Source organism: Pseudomonas sp. RL_5y_Pfl2_73 (assembly GCF_963970515.1).
GTDB lineage: Bacteria > Pseudomonadota > Gammaproteobacteria > Pseudomonadales > Pseudomonadaceae > Aquipseudomonas.
Genome location: NZ_CAXAPD010000027.1, coordinates 59862 through 80064 on the forward strand (window position 1 = coordinate 59862; position 20203 = coordinate 80064).

Below are 20203 nucleotides of genomic sequence, written 5' to 3' on the forward strand. Positions count from 1 at the left end.
AGAGTCGCCATGCGTGCTCAATTAAAAACTGTTCTGCCACGGGAGCTGTTGGCTTCAGTGGTTGTGTTCCTGGTGGCGCTGCCCTTGTGCATGGGCATTGCCATCGCCTCCGGCCTGCCACCGGCCAAGGGCCTGATTACTGGCATCATCGGTGGCCTGGTGGTGGGTTTCCTGGCAGGTTCCAAGCTGCAAGTCAGTGGCCCGGCCGCCGGCTTGGCGGTGTTGGTCTTCGAATTGGTGCGCCAGCATGGCGTGGCCATGCTCGGGCCGATCCTGCTGCTGGCCGGTCTGCTGCAATTGTTGGCCGGGCGCTTTCGCCTGGGCTGCTGGTTCAGGGTCACCGCGCCTGCGGTGGTGTACGGGATGCTGGCAGGTATCGGCGTGCTGATCGTGTTGTCCCAGGTCCATGTGATGCTCGACGCGGCGCCCAAGCCGTCCGGGCTGGATAACCTGACGGCGTTCCCGGCGGCCGTGGCCCAGGCATTGCCGTCCTTCGGCTGGCAGGCCGGGCTGCTCGGTTTGTCGACGATCGCGGTGATGTGGTTGTGGGAAAAATTTCGCCCCCACAGCCTGCGCTTCATTCCCGGCGCGTTGCTCGGTGTCGGCTTGGCGACCATCGCCAGCCTGATGCTGGCCTTGCAGGTCAAGCGCGTGGAAGTTCCCGAGAACCTCGCCGAAGCCATTGATTGGCTGCGCCCGGCGGACCTGCTGAACCTGGCCGACCCGACGCTGCTGATCGCCGCATTCGCTGTCGCCTTCATCGCCAGCGCCGAAACCCTGCTGTCGGCGGCCGCCGTGGACCGCATGCACAGCGGTGATCGTGCGGACTTCGACCGGGAACTGTCGGCGCAAGGTATCGGCAACATGCTCTGCGGCCTGCTCGGCGCCCTGCCGATGACCGGGGTGATCGTGCGCAGCTCGGCCAACGTCCAGGCCGGGGCCACCACGCGGATGTCGACGATTTTCCACGGCCTATGGTTGTTGCTCTTCGTGCTGTTGCTGTCCAGCGTGCTGCAAAGCATTCCGGTGGCGAGCCTGGCGGGGGTGTTGGTGTACACCGGTTTCAAACTGGTGGACCTCAAGGCGTTTCGCAGCCTGGGCCGCTATGGCCGGATGCCGATGTTCACCTACGCCGCAACGGCGCTGGCGATCGTCTTCACCGACCTGCTGACCGGTGTGCTGATCGGTTTCGGCCTGACCCTGGCGAAACTGGCCTGGAAAGCCTCACGGCTGAAAATCAGCCTGATCGACCTGCCCCAGGAAGGTGAGATGGAACTGCGACTGGTCGGGGCAGCCACCTTCCTCAAGGTGCCGGCGTTGACCCAGGTGCTGGGCTCCATACCGACGGGTGCGACCGTGCATGTGCCGCTCAATAACCTGAGCTACATCGACCACTCGTGCCTGGAGTTGCTGGAAGAATGGGGCCGGGCGAATGCCAGCAAGGGTTCGAAGCTGCTGATCGAATCCCGCGGGCTCAAGCGCCGATTGGAAGGGCGGTTGCGTACCACCGTAGGGGTTGGCGCCGCCTCTGCCTGACACCTCAAGTCCAAATGTGGGAGCGGGCTTGCTCGCCAAAGCGGTGGATCAGTTAGCCAAATGCTGCCTGACACTCTGCCTTCGCGAGCAAGCCCGCTCCCACAGGGGTTTCATGTATTCCTGATGGATCAAGCCGCCGGCTGATCCAGCTCCAGCCCGACACCCAACTGGCGCGACAGGCACGGCCAGCGCTTCCAGGCAGCGCCCGTGTCCGGGCTGCCGAGTTTATCCCGGTAAGACTCCACCGATTCCAGCGCAAAGCTGTCTTCGTCGAGCATTTCATCCACGGCGTGATGCACGGCTTCATCCAGCTGGTTGGCGAACGGTTCGCCGATCAAGTGGTGAGCGATCAGGTTGGCGACCGTCATGTCCAGCGGGATCAGCGGCTGGCTGAAGTGCTTGATATACAGATCATTGACCTCCTCCACCAGCCGGTGGGCCAGGTAGGCCTCGTCCAGCAGGCTGTCCAGGCCAACATGGCCTTCCATCAACTTCGGTGGCTGAAGAAAAAACTGTTCAGCGATTTTCAGCACCGGCTTGATCTGCGATTCGATACCGGCTTCGCGGGCCACCTCGTTGGCGGCGTCCAGCAGGTCTGGCACTTGCTCGATGTAAGCGGTGACAAAACGGGTCATGACGCCCTTCGCGTCGATGTCTGGTAATTGGATCGCGGCGTGCAGATGCGGTAACTGGGCCTCCAGTTGGCGGGTCAATTGGCCGGTCTCGGCTTCGTGTTGTTGGGCTTTTTGGATCTGCTCGCGCAATGCGGCGGTGTTCATGACAACTCCAGGAAACAAAGGCAATGAAATAGGGAAGACATAACTTAGCTGGCGCAAAAACACTCCTAAGACCTATTTTTCATAACTGCCCCTTACGTGCTGCGTCACAGTTATATCGGTTTGCCATCACTCAGTTCGCATCCTTCTCCATTCGTAGGCTCTAACGCAAGCCCCGGCTGTTTCAAACGATTTACGCCATCGCGTTGCGAGGTTGCAGGTGCTGTCTATACTCGGTTTGGAATGGAGTTAGCTGATGACACCCGATTGCATGTGCAGCAAGGCGCGGCGAGTCAAGTAAGCAGTCTGAAAGAGCCGATCCCTTGCCGCAGGCTTTACGCCTACGGGATAACAAGAACGATAAGGGGAACCCGCAATGACGCGACATCCACACGTATGGATGGGCCTCCTGTTGTGGTCGATTTTCAGCCAGGCGCAAGCGGCCTGGACTGTGAATATGGCGCCTGGAGCGACACAGATCAGCAACGCAGTGTTCGACCTGCACATGACCATTTTCTGGATCTGTGTGGTCATCGGCATCATCGTCTTCGGCGCCATGTTCTGGTCGATGATCATGCACCGCCGCTCAACCGGCCAGAATGCCGCGCATTTCCACGAAAACACCCGCGTCGAAATCCTCTGGACCATCGTGCCCTTCGTGATCCTGGTGCTGATGGCCATTCCTGCCACCGCCACCCTGATCAAGATGTACGACTCCAGCGAGTCGGACATCGATATCCAGGTCACAGGCTATCAATGGAAGTGGCACTACAAATACCTGGGCCAGGACGTCGAGTTCTTCAGCAACCTGGCGACACCCGCCGAACAAATCCATAACCAGAGCGCCAAGGGCGAGCATTACCTGTTGGAGGTCGACAAGCCGCTGGTGCTGCCGGTCGATGCCAAGGTGCGCTTTTTGGTGACCTCCGCCGACGTGATCCACTCCTGGTGGGTACCCGCCTTCGCGGTCAAGCGCGATGCGATCCCCGGCTTCGTCAACGAAGCCTGGACCCGCGTCGACAAGCCCGGCCTGTACCGCGGCCAATGCGCCGAACTGTGCGGCAAGGACCACGGTTTCATGCCGATCGTAGTGGAGGTCAAGAGCAAGCCCGACTATGAGAAATGGCTGGGCGAACGCAAGGCCGAAGCCGCGCAGCTCAAGGAGCTGACCAGCAAGGAGTGGACGCGCGAAGAGCTCATCGAGCGTGGTGACAAGGTCTACCACACCACTTGCGTGGCCTGTCACCAGGCCGAAGGCCAGGGCCTGCCACCGATGTTCCCGGCACTCAAGGGCTCGAAAATTGCCACCGGGCCGATCAAGGATCACCTAAGCATTGTCTTCCACGGCAAACCCGGCACCTCCATGGCCGCGTTCGGCAAACAGTTGTCGGAAGTCGATATCGCCGCGGTCGTGACCTATGAACGCAACGCCTGGGGCAACAACAAGGGCGACATGGTGACGCCTAAAGAAGTGCTGGAACTCAAACAGGCAGAAAGCCAATGAGCCGGCCTGACGATCGTTCTCGCAACCGGTCGGGGCTCAGCGCCCCGGGCCGCCCAGCCCACTCGTTCGAAGGAGACAGGACATGAGTGCTGTGATCGATGACCACGGTCATGCCGACCACGCCCACGGCCCCGCCAAGGGCCTGATGCGCTGGGTACTGACCACCAACCACAAGGATATCGGCACGCTGTACCTGTGGTTCGCGTTCTCCATGTTCCTGTTGGGCGGCTCGTTCGCCATGGTGATCCGCGCCGAACTGTTCCAGCCCGGCCTGCAGATCGTGCAGCCGGAATTCTTCAACCAGATGACCACCATGCATGGCCTGGTGATGGTCTTCGGCGCAGTCATGCCAGCGTTCGTCGGCCTCGCCAACTGGATGATCCCGCTGATGATCGGCGCGCCGGACATGGCCCTGCCACGCATGAACAACTTCAGCTTCTGGCTGTTGCCGGCGGCGTTCCTGATGTTGGTCTCGACGTTGTTCACAGCGGGTGGCGGGCCTAACTTCGGTTGGACCTTCTACGCGCCGCTGTCCACCACCTATGCGCCGGAAAGCGTGACGTTCTTCATCTTCGCCATCCACCTGATGGGCATCAGCTCGATCATGGGCGCGATCAACGTGATCGCCACCATCCTCAACCTGCGTGCCCCCGGCATGACCCTGATGAAAATGCCGCTGTTCGTCTGGACCTGGCTGATCACCGCGTTCCTGCTGATCGCGGTGATGCCGGTGCTGGCCGGCTGCGTGACGATGATGCTGATGGACATCCACTTCGGCACCAGCTTCTTCAGTGCCGCCGGCGGCGGTGACCCGGTGCTGTTCCAGCACGTGTTCTGGTTCTTCGGCCACCCCGAGGTGTACATCATGATCCTGCCGGCCTTCGGTGCCGTCAGCTCGATCATCCCGGCCTTCTCCCGCAAGCCGTTGTTCGGCTACACCTCGATGGTCTACGCCACGGCCGCCATTGCGTTCCTGTCGTTCATCGTCTGGGCACACCACATGTTCGTGGTCGGCATTCCGCTGGTAGGCGAGCTGTTCTTCATGTACGCCACCCTGCTGATCGCCGTGCCCACCGGGGTGAAGGTGTTCAACTGGGCCAGCACCATGTGGCAAGGCTCGCTGACCTTCGAGACGCCGATGCTGTTTGCCGTGGCATTCGTGATCCTGTTTTCCATCGGTGGTTTCTCCGGGCTGATGCTGGCCATCGCCCCCGCGGACTTCCAGTACCAGGACACCTACTTCGTGGTCGCGCACTTCCACTACGTGCTGGTGCCCGGCGCAATCTTCGGGATCTTCGCCTCGGCCTACTACTGGCTGCCGAAATGGACCGGCCACATGTACGACGAAACCCTCGGCAAGCTGCACTTCTGGCTGTCGTTCGTGGGGATGAACCTGGCGTTCTTCCCGATGCACTTCGTCGGCCTGGCGGGCATGCCCCGGCGGATTCCCGACTACAACCTGCAGTTCGCCGACTTCAACATGGTCTCGTCCATCGGCGCGTTCATGTTCGGCACCACGCAGATCTTCTTCCTGTTCATCGTGATCAAGACCATCCGCGGCGGCGAGCCGGCACCGGCCAAGCCATGGGATGGTGCCGAAGGGTTGGAGTGGAGCGTGCCTTCACCGGCGCCGTATCACACCTTCACTACGCCGCCGGAAGTGAAATGAACACTGCAGCTTCTGTGGGAGCGAGCCTGCTCGCGATAGCGGTAGATCAGGCATACCGCGTCGCCTGCATCGCGAGCAGGCTCGCTCCCACAGGGCTCAGTGCACGGAGCCGCATCCATGGCTGATTCGATTTCGATGAAAAAACTGGTCAGCCGCCTGCTGCTGGTGGTGGTGGCCATGTTCATCTTCGGGTTTGCCTTAGTGCCGATCTACGACGTGATGTGCAAGGCGTTCGGCATCAACGGCAAGACCGGTGGGCAGTACGAAGGCGAACAGACCGTCGATGAATCCCGGCAGGTGCGCGTGCAGTTCCTGTCGACCAATTCGGTGGACATGGTCTGGGACTTCTACCCCAAAGGCGATGAGCTGGTGGTCAAGCCCGGGGCGGTAAACGAGATGGTGTTCGTCGCCCACAACCCCACCAACCGGCCGATGAGCGCCCAGGCGGTACCGAGTATCTCGCCGAGCAACGCGGCGGCGTATTTCCACAAGACCGAATGTTTTTGTTTTACCCAGCAAGTGCTGCAACCCGGCGAACGCATCGAAATGCCCATGCGCTTCATCGTCGACCGGGACATGCCCAAGGAAGTGAAGCACCTGACGCTGTCCTACACGCTGTTCGATATCACCGCTCGTCATCCACCGGTGGCTCTAAACACTGACCGATAGCGTGCCCGATAAGGAGAACAATAAATGGCAACTCACGAACACTATTACGTTCCGGCCCAGAGCAAATGGCCGATCATCGCCACGGTCGGCATGTTCGTCACGGTGTACGGTCTGGCGACCTGGTTCAACGACCTGAAAGCGGCGCGCCCGGATTCCCACGGCCCGCTGATCTTTTTTGTCGGCGGTCTTCTGCTGGCCTACATGCTGTTCGGCTGGTTCGGCGCGGTGATCAAGGAAAGCCGCGCCGGGCTGTATAGCGCACAGCTCGATCGCTCGTTCCGCTGGGGCATGAGCTGGTTCATCTTTTCCGAAGTGATGTTCTTCATCGCCTTCTTCGGCGCCCTGTTCTATGTACGCGTGATCTCGGCGCCAGGCCTGGCGGGTGAAGGCACCAAGGGCCTGTCGGAAATGCTGTGGCCGAACTTCGAATATGTCTGGCCGTTGCTGAACAACCCCGATCCTAAACTCTTCCCGGCGCCCAAGGATGTCATCAGCCCCTGGGGTTTACCGCTGCTCAATACCATCCTGCTGGTCAGTTCCAGCGTCACCGTCACCATCGCCCACCATGCCCTGAAAAAAGGCCATCGCGGCGCACTGAAAATCTGGCTGGCGATCACCGTGCTGCTGGGTTGCGCCTTCCTGGGCTTCCAGGCCGAGGAATACATCCACGCCTATAAAGAGCTGGGTCTGACGTTGGGCTCGGGGATCTACGGCGCGACCTTCTTCATGCTCACCGGTTTCCACGGCGCCCACGTCACCATCGGCACGATCATCCTGTTCGTCATGCTGATGCGCATCATGCGCGGGCACTTCGACAACGAGCATCAGTTCGGCTTCGAGGCGGCGAGCTGGTACTGGCACTTCGTCGATGTGGTGTGGATCGGCTTGTTCATCTTCGTCTACGTGCTCTGAGGCACGACTACCAAGGCGCGTGGGACACCAACTGGCCGCTGAAGAAACCCCAGGCGATCAAGCCGACGGTGGCGGCGGCCAGGCTGACTCGAATCGCCAGGGCGATGACCAGGCGATTGGAACTGCTGTCGTCCTTGACCAGAAAAAACAGACCGCTGAACAGGCTGGCAATCGTGGCAATCAGCATCAGGACGATGGCGGCTTTGAGCATTAGGGACACTCCGGGGGGGCGCGATGCACGTGAGTATAGCTATCCCGTTCGACGACTTTCGGACGGCGCCATGAAACACTTCAGGCCGGGCATCGTGCCGTCGCTGGTGGTCGCCGTGCTGGTGCCGGTCATGGTGTGCCTGGGGTTCTGGCAATTGAGCCGGGGCGAACAGAAGCGCGTGCTCATGGAAAATCATGCCGAGCGCCGCGTGGCGCCGCCGATGGACAGCGCCGAACTGGCGCACACCCCCGACCCGGCCTTTCGACCGGTCACACTGCAGGGTCAGTTCGACGCCGAGCACAGCACCCTACTGGATAACCGTCAGCACGACGGCAAGGTCGGCGTCGAGTTGCTGCAACCTTTCCTCGACCACCGCACCGGGCAGTGGCTGCTGGTCAATCGCGGCTGGTTGCCCTGGCCGGACCGGCGCACCCCGCCGGTGTTCAACACGCCGGAACAACCGGTGAGCCTCCAGGCCTGGGTCTACGTCGCACCGGGCGCGACCTTCCAGCTCCACGCCGACCCGGCGGGCGCGCCCTGGCCGCGACTGGTCACCACCATTGAGCCGGACAAGCTCTGGGCCGAACTGGGCCGTAACGGCTTCGCCTATGAATTACGCCAACAAAGCGGCCCCGGCGCCTACCGGACCGATTGGCCGGTGGTCGCCATGGGCCCGGAAAAACACCTCGGCTATGCCGTGCAGTGGTTCGCCATGGCGGCGGCACTGTTCGGCCTGTTCCTTTATCTCGGATGGCACAACGCAGGGAGACCGCATGGGAAGCACCATGAATCCAACCAACACGTCTGAGGCACCCGTGGCGCACAACCGGCGCAAGGGCCGCGTGCAATTGCTGCTGATCGTGCTCGGGGTGATCGGCCCGATGATCCTCGCCACCGGCATGTACAAATTTCAGTTCTGGGTGCCCGACAGCCGCAGCTACCACGGCGAACTGATCGGCAACGGCCAGACCCGCGCCGAGATTGGCGTACAGGCCGATGAGCAGCGCTGGCAGATCCTGGTCACCGCGCCGCAGGAGTGCGCGGTGGATTGCCGGCAACTGGTGTACCTGGCCCGGCAAGTGCAGATTGGCCTGGGCCGCGAAGCCTCCCGGGCCAGCCATGCCTTGGCCATCGCGCAACCGCTGGACGCTGAATATGACGGGCAATTGCAGCGCGAATACCCACAACTGCAACGTTATCCACTGGACCTGCCGGCCTATCAGAAAGGCGCCCAAGGCGCCGGCGGCGCCCAGCTGTGGATCATCGATCCCCACAGCAACCTGGTGCTGCGCTACGACGCCCGGGTCAAGGGCAAGGACCTGCTCAACGACCTGCGCCATCTGCTGAAACTGTCGAACATCGGATGAGGGCATCGACATGGCCAAACCTGGATTTCGCCTCGCGCTGTTTGCCACGTTGCTGGCACTGATCGTCGTATTGTTGGGCGCCTACACCCGGCTGACCCACGCCGGCCTCGGCTGCCCGGACTGGCCCGGTTGCTACGGCTTCATCAGCGTGCCCAAGAGCGAAGCCCAACTGGCCCATGCCGAGCTGCACTTTCCCGATGCCCCGGTGGAAGCCCATAAGGGATGGAACGAGATGGTCCATCGCTACTTCGCCGGGATCCTCGGGCTGTTGGTCACCGCGCTGGCCGCCCGGGCCTGGATGAACCGCCGTCACCCCGGCCTGCCGTTGAAACTGCCGCTGTTCCTGCTGGCCGTGGTATTCGCCCAGGCGGCGTTCGGCATGTGGACCGTGACCCTCAAGCTCTGGCCGCAAGTGGTCACCGGGCATTTGCTGGGCGGGTTCGCGACGTTGAGCCTGCTGTTTCTGCTCACCTTGAGATTGTCCGGCGTGTTGCCGGCGTTGACCGTGCCCAAGCGCCTGCAACATTGGGCCACGGCCGGGTTGCTGCTGGTGATCGGTCAGATCGCCCTGGGCGGTTGGGTCAGCTCCAACTACGCCGCCGTGGCCTGCATCGATTTCCCCACCTGCCACGGCCAATGGCTGCCACCGGCCGATTTTGCCAACGGCTTCCACCTGACCCAGCACATCGGCCCGAACTACCTGGGCGGGCAACTGGACAGCGACGCCCGCACCGCCATCCACCTGACCCACCGCATCGGCGCGTTGCTGGTGACCGTGGTGTTGCTGGGCCTGGCCTGGCAATTGAAAACCGTCGGCATGACCCGGCTGGCCGGCCTGGTGCTGGCCGCACTGGCGGCGCAGATCACCCTGGGCATCAGCAACGTGCTGTTCCATCTGCCGCTGCCGGTGGCCGTCGCCCACAACGCCGGGGGCGCCGCGTTGCTGCTGACCCTGGTGCTGGTCAACTATCACGCCCGTACCAGCCTGGTCCGGGTCAAGCATCAAGTCCCGCTGCGCTGGCGGTTCAACCCGACTAAACACGGCGTCAGCCCCATAACAATAAAAGGAGAGATGCCATGGCAACCTTGACCGGTGAACGCCACAGCCAAGCAATCTGGCGCGATTACCTGGAGCTGACCAAGCCCAAAGTGGTGGTGCTGATGCTGATCACCTCGTTGGTCGGCATGTTCCTCGCCACCCGTGCCGGGGTGCCGTGGACAGTCCTGGTGTTCGGCAACCTGGGCATCGCCCTGTGTGCCGGCGGCGCGGCAGCGGTCAACCACGTGGTGGACCGGCGCATCGACGCGGTGATGGCCCGCACCCACAAACGGCCACTGGCCGAAGGGCGAATCTCACCCGCCGCCGCCCTGACCTTCGCCGTGGCGCTGGCCGTGGCTGGCCAAGCCATGCTGCTGGCGTTCACCAACCCGCTGACGGCCTGGCTGACCTTGGCCTCCTTGCTCGGGTATGCGGTGATCTATACCGGTTTCCTGAAACGGGCGACACCGCAGAACATCGTCATCGGTGGCCTCGCCGGCGCGGCGCCTCCGCTGCTGGGCTGGGTGGCGGCCACCGGTCATGTCAGCGCCGAACCGTTGCTGCTGGTGCTGATCATCTTCGCCTGGACCCCGCCACACTTCTGGGCCCTGGCGATTCACCGCAAGGAGGAATACGCCAAGGCCGACATCCCGATGTTGCCGGTGACCCACGGCGAGCACTACACCAAGATCCATATCCTGCTGTACACCCTGGTGCTGCTGGCGGTGAGCCTGATGCCGTTCGTGATCCAGATGAGCGGGATGCTGTACCTGATTTGTGCCCTGGTGCTGGGTGCGAGGTTCCTGCAATGGGCCGTGGTGTTGTACCGTGGCAGTCGGCCGCACGCGGCGATCAACACCTTCAAGTACTCTATCTGGTACTTGTTCCTGCTGTTCATCGCCCTGCTTGTAGATCACTACTTACTGTTGAGCCTATGACTCGAACCCAGAAAACCGTCTTCATTCTCGTGGCCGTGATCGCGCTGATCCTCGGCCTTACCATCAATAAAGTGCTGACCGGCAAGGGCGAAGGCGACCCCACGGCGCTGATCGACGCCGGCATCATCCTGCTGCCCCAGAGCCGCACCCTGCCGGACGTGAAAATGACCGACCAGGACGGCCAGCCCGTGGCGATGGACGGGTTGAAAGACAAATGGAGCCTGCTGTTCTTCGGCTACACCTTCTGCCCGGACATCTGCCCGACCACCCTCGCCCAACTGCGCCAGATCAAAAGCGAACTGCCGCCCGAGGCTGTGGATAAGTTGCAGATCGTACTGGTGAGCGTCGACCCGAACCGCGACACGCCCAAGCAACTCAAGCAGTACCTGGGCTACTTCGACCCGCAGTTCATCGGCCTGACCCCGTCATCGATCGAAGACCTGCAGAAGGTCGCCAACGCGGTGAGCATTCCGTTCATCCCGGCGGACACCAGCAAACCCAACTACACGGTCGATCACAGCGGCAACCTCGCCGTCATCGGCCCGGACGGTACCCAACGCGGGTTTATTCGTGCGCCGTTGAATAACCAGAAGTTGGTGGCGCAGTTGCCGGAGATGCTCAAGCGCAAATAACGGGCCGTGGGGACTCGCCCCACCTGTAGGAGCTGTCGAGTGCAACGAGGCTGCGATCTTTGCCCCAGACAATTGAGTCATCAGTGAACGATCAAAATCAAAAGATCGCAGCCTCGTTGCACTCGACAGCTCCTACACCGCTCCTACCAGCGCCTACCGATCCAGTTTTTTCAGGAACACCGCCATTTGCGCTAGATAGCTATCGCGAGCAAGCCCACAGCCCATCAGTGGTCGGGTTTAGTAGCCCGATGACATCCCAGTTGCATGAGTCTCATCAGTTAGGCACTCGCCTGCACTTGATGGGCCTTGCCCAGTAGCTTCCTCTGCGCCGAATACCCAAGCGACTACCGGCAGCGTTAGGCCTCTGCTGGCCGCCGATAGGGCTCGATAAAGCCGCAGCCAAGAATCTCGTTCAGGCGTTGCGCATCGTTCATTCGGCGAAACAGCCCAATAGTCTTCCACAACGCGTGACCATCGACATTGGGCGCTCCCAATCCGGCCAACAGGTCGGCGATCAGTATTGATCGGGTCTCGAAAGAGATGCGGGTCAGCCCGGTGCTATTACCGACTCCGGCATGGGCATGAGCCCCGGAAAAGGCGATCAGGCTCCCCGGAGCGATATCGACGGCAATCCCCTCCTGCGGGTCGATCGCTTCCAGCAGATGCGGAATGGCTTCGTCGGCATCCACGGCATTGCGGCCGTCTCGATGGGATCGCTGCAAAATCGCGCGCATATCGAAATCTGCGCTCGAATTACCCAGTGGTCGCTGCCAGAGGCCTGGATACAAGGCGACGGTACGCCCTGCCGCGATGGGATAGATGGGCGCCCACCAGTTGGTTTGTGCATAGATATTCGACCCCCACGTATCGCGGTGAAACGCGATGGTGGCCGTCGTGCGGGCACGCTGCGTCGACTGCCCTGGCTCGCAATGCGGCTGAAAACGCAAATGCAGGCGATCGCACGCCAGGGTATCGGGAGCGATGCCAAGGTTTTGCACGACGTCCTGCCAGCGCTGCTGGACCTCAGCCGAGCCTGCGAAGTCGTTCTGAATTTTCGCAAAGCGCTCAGTCTGCTCAGAGTGGCTCAAATGGCGATGAATCTGTTGCGGCGACCAGGGATGTAGCGCCTCTTCGAGGAGCTCACGCGTATATTCCACCAGCGCCGTCATGGGCTGCAGGTCAGTGAAGCGAATGATCTCGCCAGCATAGATCCGGTCATGCAATTGGCGAGCGGTGCTCGGTATGGCAAGCGAGCTGTACATGACTGGAAGTCCCCTGAAGGTGCGCCCCTGACTTTAGATCCACGCCGATTGTGGCGAAAGTGGCAGGTGAGGCGAAAAAGCACGGACCAGGCCCAGCGGACGTAAACACAGGGACCGTCAAGCCATGAATGGGGCGCTTATAGCTGTTCTTAGCAGGCAGTTAACGGCCTATTTTGTTGAAAAAGTCGGCTCGCCCAAACGGCCTGGTCAGCGACTGGCTAAAACGTTTTTTTGCCCACTGTTACGTGAAATCTGAGCCCAGAAGCGGACCTTCGTGAGGTTTACGCTATGGCGTTACCAAGGGTTTTGTTTGCGAAGAGTTGCGCGTATGCATCAATCTGTGTGCCTTCGACCTACCAAGCTTCGTGGTTGCCTTGGTCAGCACAGTAGTTGTAACTTCGGTCTTCAGTTAGCGGGGGTATCTCATTGAACGACTCTGAACATCTGAAAGAACTGTGCGCCCGTTTCAACTCTGGAGAACATCTGAGCTTTACGTTTTTCTGGGGGCACCAGCGCAACAAAACTGTCGTCACTGCTTCGTGCTTCAGCCAATGGTTTGAGGCCGGGTTCATTGTCGAGGGACAACATTACCCGACAGCCGAACACTTCATGATGGCCGAGAAAGCGGCCTTGTTCGACGATCAGGAAATTCGTGCGCAGGTGCTCGACGCCCCTACTCCTAATGCCGCCAAAGCACTTGGCCGCAACGTGCGCGGATTCAACGATAAGGTTTGGCTGCAACACCGATACGACATCGTCGTTCGAGCGAACCAGGCCAAGTTCTCTCAGAATCCGCAGTTGAACGAATATCTTCTACAAACCGGTTCGCGCGTTATTGTCGAAGCCAGCCCGGTTGATAACATCTGGGGTATAGGGCTCGCGCAGGACAACGCGGATGCGAACAATCCGAATCTGTGGAAAGGCTTGAATCTGCTGGGATTTGCGCTGATGCAGGTGCGGGACGGGACGGGACGGGACGGGACGGGTATGCCAGCCCCAAGGTAGTGTCCTGACCTGACTCACGAAAAACGCAAAAGCCTTGGCGAACGCCAGGGCTTATTAGGCGTAACTGCGACATGACGTTCCCCGCCGTAATCACCGCCGTAGGCGACATTGAGCAACCGCTCGCGGCCAGTGCCTCTGCGACCCAGGTATTGCAGGTATAAAACAGCGAATAGCGACCCTCGGCCTGGTAGAACCGGCTCTCTCCATACAGACCAGGCCCGAGCACCACCAAGGTGCCCGTCGCTGAGTGGGTGAAGGTCCCGGCCACGAACGCGAGCAGTCGTCGGTAGCCGTCCTCCGTCACCCGCACCTCGATGACCTCGCTCGCGGCGAAACGCTGCCTGGGGTCACCGTCAATCTTGACCGCATGCAGCACGGTTGCCGTCGACCCGAACAAGGCTCCCAGGGCCAGGCTCAAAGTGGCCTGTGGGGCTCGGTAAAAACCCTCGTCACCCCAGCCGAACTCCACGAAGTCGCCGTCGCTGAATTCTTCAGCCAGTGCGGGAAGCACCTGAAGTAGATCGGGGCGCGCAATCACCAACCCGGTATGCAGGCCATGATTCACCACATAGAAGGACCGCCAATCGCCACCCTCGCCCCTCGGCGGGTCCGACGCGGTAGCGCAGCCGAACAGCGTGAGGACCAGGACCAGCACTACAATGCGCATACACAAGGGCTCGCTCACTTAAGGGGACCACTTAAGAGGACGGATTTATTTTCTGATATTAATCCATCCGCCTTTCCCGCTCAGCCAACCTCCTCAAACCGCCGCCGCTTCGAGAACAATCCCATCCCTATCGGCACGGCAAAAACCGACAGCAGCCCCAGATCAAACCCCAACACGCGGGTCTGACCCGCCAAAACACAGCCAACCGCACCCGCCACCACCAACACCACGCCTAGCCACTTGCGTAGCAGATAGGGTTTGAGGAATCGATCGAGCAGAAAGGACACCACCAAGGCAATGACCAATTGAGTAATTTCGGACATGTACGTCTCCGGTCAGGTCTTGATGATCAATGTCGAGAGGGTGCGTTGCGGGCCGATACCGCCGTTGACCTGCGCCTCGATGCTGACCAGTACGTCGCCAGCATGGTAGGTGGGTAGAATTTGATTGGTATACGTGCGCACACCCACCCCTACAGATGCCGCCACGTAAGGGGGGCTACAGCCTTGGCGGCGGAAGCGAAGGCCGCGGCTGCAAGGGTGGCGATCGTGGTGCGCTGGGCGTTGAGGGCGTCGCCCTGTTGCCGGGTGAGCGGCTTGGAGATCCCGATCTTCATCACGCAAGACAGGCCCTTGGCCTGCATCTTGTCGTATACCTCGACGACCTTGCTGTTGACTTCATAGTGAGCGTTTTTAGCCTCGCCAAAATGCAGCTCGCGCAAACGCCCACGTTCGCTGTCGGTGAGGGTGATCTGCGAGACGTTGAAGACGATCCCGTGATTGCCCATGTATTGAAAAGTCCCTTCGAACTTCATCGCCCGTGTCCTTTTGGGGTAAAGGTGGCAATTCTCTGCAACGGGCGGATCGGATTCAAATCATTTCGTATCGCTGGATTGAGCAAAACAACCCACCTTCATCGCCAAAACACTCCTCTCCTACAGCCCCCGCCTACAACGTCCATCTAGCTACGCATCCTTGCGCCTTTGCCTACAACTACGCCAGAATCCGCCCGCTTGTGCGCCTTGTCCCTGGGTTTTATTGTCTTCCTGCCACTGCCCATCAGTGGTCGGGTTTAGTAGCCCAGATGACATCCGGTTGCATGAGTCTCATCAGTTAGGCATTCGCCTGCACTCGATGGTGGCTGTGCGCATGGCGCCCTCGGGCGCGCCGGTTTTAGGTATGTCACCGGTCTACTAACCTGCGCACAGCCGCCACCCTATCGTTTAGTAGCGAAATGGTTGCGACCTAACTGAGAAGACATACCTATGTTCAAAATAACTCCGAATCCGCCAGAAGCAGATTCCACCTCTACATCCGCAAAATCCAAAGCCCAGCAGCAAGACGAAACCACCAAACGCGTGCTCGATCACTACTTGCTACCGAAACCGGATAAATCCCAAGACGACCCCAAACCGGGGCAGCTATACGCCGTCGTGAAAGGTCTCGATAACGAATGTTTGCTTGCCAACCTCACTGAGACGTTGGCTTCGGCTGATGCGATGGTGAGTGACCTGGCGTTTGATCTGGATGGATCGAGGCGCCATGTGGCGCAGGGGATTCAGCAGTTGATTGAGCTGAGTTCGTTATTGGCGAATCGGGTGTTGGATAACGTGGAGCCGCGGCAGTAGGTAAACGTTTTCCCATAAAAAAACCCGGCGCTCTATGCCGGGTTTTTTACCTCCGCCTCCGAGAATGACCGAAAACGGCCCAAAGCAGCCCTTCATTCAGGACTACTTCTGGCCTTTTGCAGAGCCTACGAAATGAAGGTCGATTCAAGGTTGGTATTTTATACAGTCCAGATAGCCTACTTCTCCACAATCTCCCGGTACCACTTCTGTTAATCGTCGCATAAAGGTTGTGTTGCAGAAGCCTCTGAAATTGACTGAGCCTTTCGTTCCCGACGCCGGCAAAGCCAGTTGCGGATGTCTCGAACAATTATGCATACCGCACCAATGACTGTCAGCAGAACGAACGCACCAAGAAACTGAGCGAGAAGTATGCCGCCGTTGTAGGCCAATGCTCGGTTGCCTTGTTCAAAGCTTGCGAACGCCGGGCCTTGCGCCGCCATAAGGCAGCCCAAAGAAAGTGCGCGGCTGAACGTTAGGTATTCCATGTTGTGCCTCCTTGCGATGGTCAAATCAGCCAGCGGTACTGCTTGCGCTTAGGGAATGCCATTCTGACCGCGACCGTGATCAGCACCAGACCAATGATGGCCGAAACACTGGCGAACCCAATGCTGAGCTGGATAGCTGATGCAAACTCTTCGGGATGGTGCTTCGCGGTGTACCAAGCCGAAGGTGAGCCGCGGTACCCAGCGATATAGACGGAGCCGCTTGATATATCCAGAAAGGCGGAAACGCCAACACCGATGCCTAGCAGCAGGAAGAAACAGCCGAGAAGCAGAACACTCAACATAAATAATCGCCTCCTGACATCGCGTCCTGCTCACTCACTGATGATCGCTCAATACCGCTTCTGGTATTCATCATAGGGGAGATTTTGCTGGAGAAGTTGCTGGGTTTGCTCTTCTTTGTAGGCGTGCTCAGATTGCATGCCTGGCCACACCCAGCGATCAAAGCAAAAAGCAATGTAATGATTAAGCGCACCGATAATCTCCTTGTGCGTGACTACTCAAACGAGTCAGGAATTGGCGGAATCTCAACGACGCGGCCGTCCTTGAGTTTGAACGAGACGGCACGGCTTGATCCGGTAAAGCCATTTGCGCGACTCCAAATTCACATCTGCTCATCGCCGCGAGCGGTAACTTAGTACGGACTCCCCATAAGCGTGGTCAGCTCCGCCTCGATCATGCCGACGCGGCCTGGCGTGCGTTGTCATACGAAGAGTTGGTGCCAGCGCACCCGGCCAGAACCGCTAGGGTTGCTGCGGCAACTCAGGCGCGCAACCTCCTTGTTTTGAATAACTGCATATTGCCACCCCAGGCTAGCTCATCAATAGTTCATCGTGTTCGCCAAGAGAAAGGGGATTTATAGGGCTAACCGTCCGCTCTTGGCCGGAAGCAGCCAATCGTGACTGGCTGCTTTCGGCCGATTGTGTTGAAAAAGTCGGTCCTTCCAGGCTGCGCATGTACTGACTGCTGAAAATTCCTTTTTTTCGCGCATCTACGCGAAATCTGAACCCGGAACCCTCTGCTCAAAGCGAAGATTTCAAGCTCAGACGCGTACTTTTCTGCCGTGGAAACCATGGCCGACTTTTTCAACAGAATCGGCCAATAGCTGCCATTTAATTGTGCCTGTAATAGGAGCGGCCACGCTGCAGACACACGAATAGTGATGCCGTACTGGGTTGCCCCCCCTAAGAGCGAATCCAATGGAGAACTTGGTTCAGAGGAGTAGCGCTGCCCTCAGGAAGAGTGGTGACATGTTCTGAATCAAGCTTAAGTTTTTCTATTTTGAAACCAAACTCAATGGATTCGATAGTAGCAGAGTCATAGCCTTCAATTTGAGCGAGCTTTCCGATACATGCGCGAATTGCTTGCTCTCCTAGATGTCCATGGCATATCCATTGAAGCTTATCCTGTTCAAATTGCTTAGTCTGAGCCAGCAACGAATTAGTGGTTTCAAATAAATTGCAGTGTTGTCCCCGCAGCGCTATTTTAGCGTCCAAGCAAGAGCTAGCGGTGAAAATCGCATTGTCTAGCACGATATTTTCACTTGATAGCATCTCATTTGCGCGCGTTACTATTGACAGACTTCTGCACGCGAGCGAGTAGGCAGCGGAAAACTGCAAAATTACAATATAATGCGATTCGATCTTTCTAAGATATTCTGCGCCGACATTTGCGGGATGAGTATGGATGATAAAATTTATGAAAGATCCTGGGGTGAACCAGTAATTTTCGATGGAATGTCCCCGGGTTACAAAGGTGCTTTCGGGGAATAGCGCAGCTTCATATTCAAAGTTTGTAGTATTTAAGCCATCCCACTCACGGTCAATTAAACATCGAAAGTTATCGGGAAGGCGTCTATTGGCGATATTCTTGATTTTCTCGCGAGCCCCTATAGGCCCGAGAGTTTTATCGTCAACCAAAGAGGCGTCGTCGATGCAATAACTCGCCAGCACGTTGTCTATATGATTCTTCTTTAGAATAAAATGGGATAAAATTTTTTTGTCACTTATACCTTCCACCAAAAGCGTCTTATTGCTACGCAGTCTCACTGCAAGTAGATAAGCGGATACGCTGGAGTAACTGCTCATGACAAATCTTCCAAATAGGACTCGTCATCCTCCGACGGTTCATGAGAGTTATTAACCGTCGGAGCGAAGATCTGGACAGCATCGGGATGGTCAGCACCAACTTCAGGTGAATGGGTACAGGCTATGATTTGACGATTAGCTGCTTGCTGTTCAAGGTTGGCGAGGATAATCCGTTGCCAGTCAATATGCAGCGACAATTCAGGTTCGTCGATCAAAAAAATACCAGTCGAAGCTGTACTCATCCGGCTGGCAGTGAACAGCATTGTCAAAATTTGCCTTTCGCCGGAAGACAGGGTTGCCAAAGGGTAAGCACTGTTGTTACTTGTCCGAACGAATGCATATTCACGCCATCTATTGTGGTTCCTAGCAAAGTGCGGCGATATCTCAAGAAGTTTTCCATCAAGAAATTTATTCACTGCGCTTTCAAAGCTACGAAGTTTTTTAAATACTCGTTGATTCTCATCCTTTAACCGCTCAAGCATGTCAGCGTAAAGCTTTAAAACTCGCTTGGTAGCATCATTATCTTGGTCTCCTGCGAACTTTGCTTGCCGTACTGCATGAGCTAGCTGTTGAGAAGCAGTGATAGAATGAAGGCTTGCATTAGTCTGCGTGTCGTCCAGTGCAGTTTTTACGCGTTCCAGAAGCGGTTCGACCTCTCCGTCGCCGGGGGTCTCATCTTTTGAGGTTATAGAGTTAAACACTCCGATAAAGATAGAATTCAACATCTGGCTTTGAGCGTGGCTAGAACTCATTTGGGCTTCATTGAATTCCTCACTAATGCTATCAACTACGTCAGCGAGGCCTGGATACCGGATAATCGGAACGAAAGGTCCGAACCAATCGCGGCACTGTAAAGTTTTGAACGCAACCATGTTGGCGCGCTGATCATCACGATGCCGTACAAAGGACGGATTTTCCTTTGTAATCTCAAGCAGTTCTTTTCTCTTAATAGCTTCATGATCAGTGGATCGCCCTGCCTCATACGAACTACTGGTAGATTTAACTTTCTCAAGGATAGATCTGTACGCCGGCAAATAAACAGGTCTACCCCCAAACGCACTTTTAATTATTTCCTCTTCAGCCGCGCTCAGAATCGGATATTTAACCTCACTTGACAAACCAATTATTTTTTTATTGAGGCTCGCACTAATCAAGCCATCGTCATCTTGAGCCAAATCCAAAATATCGCCACTAAAACTTGCAACGGAGATGGAGTGAAACTTTATATGTGAAAAACGAGAAAAGTCCAACTCCAAAATATTTGCGATAACATGGAGGACTGTTGTTTTTCCTTTGCCATTTTTTCCGTAAATAACGTTTAAACCTTCGGAAAACTCAAGATCTATATCTAGATAATGATGAAGCATTCGAATCGATAACGATTTAATTGCTGGCTGCATTTTCTTCCCTGACCCCTATGCTTTTTTGATCGGCTTGCTGGACTTTAGCCTGTGAGACGGCAATTTGCCATGCCCTCAGTATGTGCATGGGTTGATGCCGTTAACGGGCGGTGTTGCACCCGAGCTTGTGTCTGATGAATTCACATTGAGGTGGGAGGTAACCAGTGCAAAGGTGACGGGTAGGAATTTCTTGCGCAGAGCCCGCTAGAGTGAGCGTCTGCTTCTGGCCGAAAGCAGACATCGATTAAGAAAAAGTCCCTGTTAGGGAAACGCTGAAAAAGACTTCCTGATTTGGCAAAATCACCGGGCACCAGTCGCCGAGCTTTTCAATGATGAAACAGATGACCTTCGCCGATGCCGAGTACGCCGGCAAGCGCAAGCAGACCCGCAAGGAGTTGT

Annotated in this window: 20 protein-coding genes and 2 pseudogenes; 12 read left to right on the top strand and 10 right to left on the bottom strand. The window is 57.8% G+C overall.

What is annotated here, in order from left to right; translation table 11 throughout:
* Window positions 1-9 precede the first annotated feature (9 nt).
* Window positions 10-1536 (top strand): SulP family inorganic anion transporter, encoded by a 1527-nt coding sequence (locus tag AACY42_RS22755; protein ID WP_339482457.1) that lies wholly within the window; start codon window positions 10-12, stop codon window positions 1534-1536.
* A 128-nt stretch (window positions 1537-1664) separates the two neighbouring features.
* Here AACY42_RS22755 and AACY42_RS22760 read toward each other — a convergent pair whose 3' ends face one another.
* Window positions 1665-2315: a hypothetical protein gene (locus tag AACY42_RS22760; RefSeq protein ID WP_339482458.1), complete on the bottom strand. Its 651-nt coding sequence runs from the start codon at window positions 2313-2315 to the stop codon at window positions 1665-1667.
* A gap of 373 nt (window positions 2316-2688) precedes the next feature.
* Here AACY42_RS22760 and coxB point away from each other — a divergent pair, with 373 nt between their 5' ends.
* The 4 genes from coxB to AACY42_RS22780 all read left to right on the top strand — a co-directional run bounded on the left by coxB (window position 2689) and on the right by AACY42_RS22780 (window position 7066).
* Complete coding sequence (gene coxB, locus AACY42_RS22765) at window positions 2689-3816, top strand: cytochrome c oxidase subunit II (protein ID WP_339482460.1); 1128 nt, start codon at window positions 2689-2691, stop codon at window positions 3814-3816.
* Between the two features lie 82 nt (window positions 3817-3898).
* Entirely contained in the window at window positions 3899-5485 is a 1587-nt protein-coding gene (gene ctaD, locus AACY42_RS22770) for a cytochrome c oxidase subunit I (protein ID WP_057449249.1), read from the top strand.
* A gap of 117 nt (window positions 5486-5602) precedes the next feature.
* Window positions 5603-6154 (top strand): cytochrome c oxidase assembly protein, encoded by a 552-nt coding sequence (locus AACY42_RS22775; protein ID WP_339482461.1) that lies wholly within the window; start codon window positions 5603-5605, stop codon window positions 6152-6154.
* Between the two features lie 24 nt (window positions 6155-6178).
* Window positions 6179-7066 (top strand): cytochrome c oxidase subunit 3, encoded by an 888-nt coding sequence (locus tag AACY42_RS22780; protein ID WP_339482463.1) that lies wholly within the window; start codon window positions 6179-6181, stop codon window positions 7064-7066.
* 7 nt (window positions 7067-7073) lie between these two features.
* Here the strand turns inward: AACY42_RS22780 and AACY42_RS22785 are convergent, their stop codons facing one another.
* Window positions 7074-7277, bottom strand: a complete 204-nt coding sequence (locus tag AACY42_RS22785; protein WP_014335867.1) for a twin transmembrane helix small protein — start codon at window positions 7275-7277, stop codon at window positions 7074-7076.
* Between the two features lie 70 nt (window positions 7278-7347).
* On the opposite strand from AACY42_RS22785, the gene AACY42_RS22790 reads away from it, so the two are divergent.
* From AACY42_RS22790 to AACY42_RS22810, 5 genes are read left to right on the top strand one after another with little or no spacing between them, the layout of a single operon-like run.
* Window positions 7348-8085 carry an SURF1 family protein gene (locus AACY42_RS22790; protein WP_339482465.1) on the top strand — a complete coding sequence of 246 codons (738 nt, stop codon included), beginning with the start codon at window positions 7348-7350 and terminating at the stop codon, window positions 8083-8085.
* The gene (locus tag AACY42_RS22795) at window positions 8051-8644 is read left to right on the top strand and encodes a hypothetical protein (RefSeq protein WP_339482466.1); all 594 of its coding nucleotides are present in this window, start codon (window positions 8051-8053) and stop codon (window positions 8642-8644) included. Before AACY42_RS22790 ends, AACY42_RS22795 begins: the two co-directional genes overlap by 35 nt.
* 10 nt (window positions 8645-8654) lie before the next feature.
* Window positions 8655-9734: a COX15/CtaA family protein gene (locus tag AACY42_RS22800; RefSeq protein ID WP_339482467.1), complete on the top strand. Its 1080-nt coding sequence runs from the start codon at window positions 8655-8657 to the stop codon at window positions 9732-9734.
* Window positions 9722-10621, top strand: coding sequence for a heme o synthase (gene cyoE / locus AACY42_RS22805; protein ID WP_339482468.1), 900 nt, complete (start codon window positions 9722-9724; stop codon window positions 10619-10621). Before AACY42_RS22800 ends, cyoE begins: the two co-directional genes overlap by 13 nt.
* Window positions 10618-11253 carry an SCO family protein gene (locus tag AACY42_RS22810; RefSeq protein WP_339482470.1) on the top strand — a complete coding sequence of 212 codons (636 nt, stop codon included), beginning with the start codon at window positions 10618-10620 and terminating at the stop codon, window positions 11251-11253. Before cyoE ends, AACY42_RS22810 begins: the two co-directional genes overlap by 4 nt.
* Window positions 11254-11609: 356 nt before the next feature.
* Here AACY42_RS22810 and AACY42_RS22815 read toward each other — a convergent pair whose 3' ends face one another.
* On the bottom strand, window positions 11610-12515 hold the full coding sequence (locus AACY42_RS22815; protein ID WP_339482472.1) for a hypothetical protein: 906 nt from the start codon (window positions 12513-12515) through the stop codon (window positions 11610-11612).
* A gap of 426 nt (window positions 12516-12941) precedes the next feature.
* Here AACY42_RS22815 and AACY42_RS22820 point away from each other — a divergent pair, with 426 nt between their 5' ends.
* Entirely contained in the window at window positions 12942-13520 is a 579-nt protein-coding gene (locus AACY42_RS22820; protein ID WP_339482473.1) for an NADAR family protein, read from the top strand.
* A gap of 154 nt (window positions 13521-13674) precedes the next feature.
* Here the strand turns inward: AACY42_RS22820 and AACY42_RS28800 are convergent.
* From AACY42_RS28800 to AACY42_RS22840, 3 genes and pseudogenes are all read right to left on the bottom strand, one after another.
* Window positions 13675-14187: pseudogene (locus AACY42_RS28800) on the bottom strand (DUF2459 domain-containing protein); the annotation flags it as partial.
* An 80-nt stretch (window positions 14188-14267) separates the two neighbouring features.
* Window positions 14268-14510, bottom strand: a complete 243-nt coding sequence (locus AACY42_RS22830; RefSeq protein ID WP_339482476.1) for a hypothetical protein — start codon at window positions 14508-14510, stop codon at window positions 14268-14270.
* A 12-nt stretch (window positions 14511-14522) separates the two neighbouring features.
* Window positions 14523-15001: pseudogene (locus AACY42_RS22840) on the bottom strand (hypothetical protein).
* A gap of 450 nt (window positions 15002-15451) precedes the next feature.
* Here AACY42_RS22840 and AACY42_RS22845 point away from each other — a divergent pair.
* A complete protein-coding gene (locus AACY42_RS22845) occupies window positions 15452-15814 on the top strand; it encodes a DUF6124 family protein (protein ID WP_339482482.1) in 363 nt (120 codons plus the stop codon).
* A 209-nt stretch (window positions 15815-16023) separates the two neighbouring features.
* Here AACY42_RS22845 and AACY42_RS22850 read toward each other — a convergent pair whose 3' ends face one another.
* From AACY42_RS22850 to AACY42_RS22865, 4 genes are all read right to left on the bottom strand, one after another.
* Window positions 16024-16299: a hypothetical protein gene (locus AACY42_RS22850; protein ID WP_339482484.1), complete on the bottom strand. Its 276-nt coding sequence runs from the start codon at window positions 16297-16299 to the stop codon at window positions 16024-16026.
* Between the two features lie 20 nt (window positions 16300-16319).
* The gene (locus tag AACY42_RS22855; protein WP_339482486.1) at window positions 16320-16601 is read right to left on the bottom strand and encodes a hypothetical protein; all 282 of its coding nucleotides are present in this window, start codon (window positions 16599-16601) and stop codon (window positions 16320-16322) included.
* 900 nt (window positions 16602-17501) lie between these two features.
* Complete coding sequence (locus tag AACY42_RS22860; protein WP_339482487.1) at window positions 17502-18404, bottom strand: hypothetical protein; 903 nt, start codon at window positions 18402-18404, stop codon at window positions 17502-17504.
* Window positions 18401-19804 (bottom strand): AAA family ATPase, encoded by a 1404-nt coding sequence (locus AACY42_RS22865; RefSeq protein WP_339482488.1) that lies wholly within the window; start codon window positions 19802-19804, stop codon window positions 18401-18403. Before AACY42_RS22865 ends, AACY42_RS22860 begins: the two co-directional genes overlap by 4 nt.
* Between the last annotated feature and the right edge of the window lie 399 nt (window positions 19805-20203).

What these genes read in the sequence shown, in the direction of transcription:
- AACY42_RS22815 (WP_339482472.1), bottom strand. Translation starts at nt 12,515, where the DNA reads ATGTACAGCTCGCTTGCCATACCGAGCACCGCTCGCCAATTGCATGAC.
- AACY42_RS22845 (WP_339482482.1), top strand. Translation starts at nt 15,452, where the DNA reads ATGTTCAAAATAACTCCGAATCCGCCAGAAGCAGATTCCACCTCTACA.
- coxB (WP_339482460.1), top strand. Translation starts at nt 2,689, where the DNA reads ATGACGCGACATCCACACGTATGGATGGGCCTCCTGTTGTGGTCGATT.
- AACY42_RS22795 (WP_339482466.1), top strand. Translation starts at nt 8,051, where the DNA reads ATGGGAAGCACCATGAATCCAACCAACACGTCTGAGGCACCCGTGGCG.
- ctaD (WP_057449249.1), top strand. Translation starts at nt 3,899, where the DNA reads ATGAGTGCTGTGATCGATGACCACGGTCATGCCGACCACGCCCACGGC.
- AACY42_RS22760 (WP_339482458.1), bottom strand. Translation starts at nt 2,315, where the DNA reads ATGAACACCGCCGCATTGCGCGAGCAGATCCAAAAAGCCCAACAACAC.
- AACY42_RS22865 (WP_339482488.1), bottom strand. Translation starts at nt 19,804, where the DNA reads ATGCAGCCAGCAATTAAATCGTTATCGATTCGAATGCTTCATCATTAT.
- AACY42_RS22775 (WP_339482461.1), top strand. Translation starts at nt 5,603, where the DNA reads ATGGCTGATTCGATTTCGATGAAAAAACTGGTCAGCCGCCTGCTGCTG.
- AACY42_RS22860 (WP_339482487.1), bottom strand. Translation starts at nt 18,404, where the DNA reads ATGAGCAGTTACTCCAGCGTATCCGCTTATCTACTTGCAGTGAGACTG.
- AACY42_RS22780 (WP_339482463.1), top strand. Translation starts at nt 6,179, where the DNA reads ATGGCAACTCACGAACACTATTACGTTCCGGCCCAGAGCAAATGGCCG.
- AACY42_RS22830 (WP_339482476.1), bottom strand. Translation starts at nt 14,510, where the DNA reads ATGTCCGAAATTACTCAATTGGTCATTGCCTTGGTGGTGTCCTTTCTG.
- AACY42_RS22850 (WP_339482484.1), bottom strand. Translation starts at nt 16,299, where the DNA reads ATGGAATACCTAACGTTCAGCCGCGCACTTTCTTTGGGCTGCCTTATG.
- AACY42_RS22810 (WP_339482470.1), top strand. Translation starts at nt 10,618, where the DNA reads ATGACTCGAACCCAGAAAACCGTCTTCATTCTCGTGGCCGTGATCGCG.
- cyoE (WP_339482468.1), top strand. Translation starts at nt 9,722, where the DNA reads ATGGCAACCTTGACCGGTGAACGCCACAGCCAAGCAATCTGGCGCGAT.
- AACY42_RS22790 (WP_339482465.1), top strand. Translation starts at nt 7,348, where the DNA reads ATGAAACACTTCAGGCCGGGCATCGTGCCGTCGCTGGTGGTCGCCGTG.
- AACY42_RS22800 (WP_339482467.1), top strand. Translation starts at nt 8,655, where the DNA reads ATGGCCAAACCTGGATTTCGCCTCGCGCTGTTTGCCACGTTGCTGGCA.
- AACY42_RS22785 (WP_014335867.1), bottom strand. Translation starts at nt 7,277, where the DNA reads ATGCTCAAAGCCGCCATCGTCCTGATGCTGATTGCCACGATTGCCAGC.
- AACY42_RS22855 (WP_339482486.1), bottom strand. Translation starts at nt 16,601, where the DNA reads ATGTTGAGTGTTCTGCTTCTCGGCTGTTTCTTCCTGCTGCTAGGCATC.
- AACY42_RS22755 (WP_339482457.1), top strand. Translation starts at nt 10, where the DNA reads ATGCGTGCTCAATTAAAAACTGTTCTGCCACGGGAGCTGTTGGCTTCA.